The following is a 2,957-nucleotide window of genomic DNA, read 5'->3' on the forward strand; positions in this document are numbered from 1 at the left end:
GGCCAAGCCCGCCGCGCCAGCAGCCCACCAGATCGCCAAGGCTCGATTTCATGTCCAGCAATTCGGCGCCGTGCGGCGAGGCAACGACCGCGCTCATCATCGAGATAAAGGCCTCATCGATGGCTCGCATCATGCGCTCGGTGAAAGGGCCGTCGCCGGATAGGGCAAACCTTGCCGCCTCGACCGAGCGCGACAGGATCATCATGGCGATGGCGCGGAAAATGTCGGTCTTGTTCTTGAACAGGAGATAGAGCGCCGGGCGCGACATGTCGGCGGCACGGGCAATGTCGTCCATGGTGGTGCGCGAGAAGCCATAGGCCAAAAACACCTTCATCGCGCCATCCAGAATACGGACGCGTTTGGGATCGGCGGTGGCGGTGTCTTCGATCTGGTTCATAGAGCAATTCTATCCTGCAAAATCCTAATTGACAAAATGACGAAATTTGTCAATCTGTATCGGAGCGAAACGGCCGGGAGGCCGCTTCGCCCTTGGCAGTGGACGACAACAAAGGGTATCCCCATGCGCCTCACCGTCGACGGTCAGTCATTCGATATCGACGCCGATCCGGACATGCCGCTGCTGTGGGCACTGCGCGATCTCATTGGCAAGACCGGGCCAAAGTTTGGCTGCGGCATCGCCGCCTGCGGCGCCTGCACTGTACATGTCGACGGTCAGCCGGTGCGTTCCTGTTCGTTTCCCGTCGGCGAGGTCGGCGGCGCCGTCACCACCATTGAAGGCATCGGCACGGCAGGCGGACTGCATCCGGTGCAGCAGGCATGGCTGGAGGAACAGGTCGCGCAATGCGGCTACTGCCAGGCCGGCCAGATCATGAGCGCGGTGGCGCTGCTCGATGAAGTCGCCGACCCGAGCGATGCCGACATCGACAACGCCATGGGCGGCAATCTCTGCCGCTGCGGCACCTATCCCAAAATCCGCTCGGCCATCAAAAAGGCCGCGGCGCTCAAGACGGCGGGGCTCTGACCATGGCCAGTGTCGGAAAGATCGCCCGCCGCACGTTTCTGATTGGCGCTGCCGCTGTCGCTGGCGGCGTTGCCGTCGGCTATTACTACTATCGCAAGCCGTTCCCGAACCCGCTCGAGGCCGAGCTTGGCAAGGGCGAGGCGACGTTCAACCCTTATGTGAAAATCGGCGCCGACAACACCATCACCATCGTCGCGCCGCGCGCCGAGATGGGGCAAGGCATCTCGACGACGCTTGCGGCCATGGTCGCAGAGGAACTCGACGTCGGGCTCGACCGGGTCATGGTCGAGCATGGACCGGCATCCCATGCCTATTACAACGCCGCGATCCTCGAGGAGGGCGGTCCGTTCGCCTTCTTCGATGAAAGCCTGACCGCGCAGGCGGTGCGTTCCGGTCTCGGTGTGGTCGGCAAATTCCTTGCCCTGCAGGGCACCGGCGGTTCGGCTTCGACACGCGACGGTTTTTACAAGATGCGGCAAGCGGGTGCCGCTGCCCGGCAGATGCTGGTCGCAGCGGCAGCGCAAAAACTGGGTGTCGCGGCGGCCGATCTGGAAACGGCCGACGGTTCGATCCTGCACAAGGCGTCGGGCAAATCGCTGACCTACGGCGCGGTCGCCGCGGCTGCCGCCGCGATGGCGCGGCCGGCCGAAGTCAGGCTCAAGGACCGGGCCGACTGGAAGCTGCTGGGAAAGCCGCAGAAGCGCATCGACATGCTGGCAAAGCTCACCGGGGCGCCGATCTTCGGCATCGATGTCCGGCTGCCGGAGATGGTCTACGGCACGGTCAAGATGAGCCCGCGCTTCTGGTCGAAGCCGGTCAAGGCGGACCTCTCCAAAGCCGAGAAAATGCCTGGGGTGATCAAGATCGTGCTGCTCGAGACGAATTACGGCCATGGCTTCGGTATCATCGCGAATAATACATGGGCAGCATTCAAGGCGGCCGAGGCGATCGACGCCCAGTGGTCCGATCCTGAATATCCGCTCAGCAGCGCCGCCATTTCAGATGTGCTGAAGCAGGCGCTTGCCACCAAGGGGTCGGTGATGCGCGACAATGGCGATGTCGAAACCGCCTTTGCCGACGCGCCGCGCGAAAGCATCATCGAGGCAGACTATGCCGTGCCCTATCTGGCGCATGCGACGATGGAGCCGATGAACGCCACGGCACAGTTCAGGGACGGTGCGCTCGACATCTGGTGCGGCAACCAGGCGCCGACCCTGGTGCGGCAGCTTTGCGCCAACGCGGTCGGCATCGAGCAGGACAAGATCAATGTGCACACCACCTTCATGGGCGGCGGTTTCGGCCGGCGCGTCGAGATGGACTACGCGCTGTGTGCCGCGCTGATGGCGAAGGAGACGGGCGGACGCCCGATCAAGGTGACGTGGACGCGTGAAGAAGACATGCGGCACGACGCCTATCGGCCGGCTGCTATCGGCAAGTTCCAGGCGCGGCTCGGTGACGATGGCATGCCGATCGCGGTCGACATGAAGATGGCCTCGCCATCGGTGATTGCCGGTACGCTGCGCCGGCTGTTCCCCTCGGTATCGCCGCTCGGTCCCGACAAGACCATTGTCGATGGCGCCTATGACCAGCCCTACACGATCCCGAATTATCGGGTCAGGGGTATCGCGGCGCCGGTCTCCATCCCTGTCGGCTCCTGGCGTTCGGTCGGCAGTTCGGTCAACGGCTTCTTCCATGAGGGCTTCATGGACGAGATCGCGGTCGCCGGAAAAATCGATCCGGTCGAGATGCGCAAGAGACTGATGGCCGCCTATCCCTCGGCGGTGAAGGTGGTCGAGAAAGTCGCCGCGATGGCGAAATGGGGCGAGGCGCTGCCCGCCGGCAAGGCCAAGGGCATGGCCTTCACGCTGTCCTTCGGCAGTTGGGTCGGCGAGATCGTTCAGGTGGCGGACACGCCGGCCCAACTGCCGAAGGACAGCGTGAAGGCCATGCCCTTGGCCTTGCCGGCGGGCAGCGC

The 2,957-nt window shown here is 63.7% G+C and carries 3 protein-coding genes; 2 read left to right on the forward strand and 1 reads right to left on the reverse strand.

Going from position 1 to position 2,957, the window contains the following annotated elements:
• A partial coding sequence (locus EN994_RS25055) for a TetR/AcrR family transcriptional regulator (protein ID WP_164746159.1) occupies window positions 1-397 on the reverse strand: 397 nt, incomplete at its 3' end.
• A 123-nt stretch (window positions 398-520) separates the two neighbouring features.
• Between EN994_RS25055 and EN994_RS25060 the strand changes: the two genes are divergently transcribed.
• Both EN994_RS25060 and EN994_RS25065 read left to right on the forward strand, forming a co-directional pair.
• Complete coding sequence (locus tag EN994_RS25060; RefSeq protein ID WP_063169182.1) at window positions 521-982, forward strand: (2Fe-2S)-binding protein; 462 nt, start codon at window positions 521-523, stop codon at window positions 980-982.
• A 2-nt stretch (window positions 983-984) separates the two neighbouring features.
• The coding region (locus tag EN994_RS25065) for a molybdopterin cofactor-binding domain-containing protein (protein WP_164746160.1) at window positions 985-2,957 on the forward strand (1,973 nt) is incomplete at its 3' end.

This window comes from Mesorhizobium sp. M7A.F.Ca.CA.002.09.1.1 (genome assembly GCF_003998555.1).
In the GTDB taxonomy this organism is placed as follows: domain Bacteria; phylum Pseudomonadota; class Alphaproteobacteria; order Rhizobiales; family Rhizobiaceae; genus Mesorhizobium; species Mesorhizobium ciceri.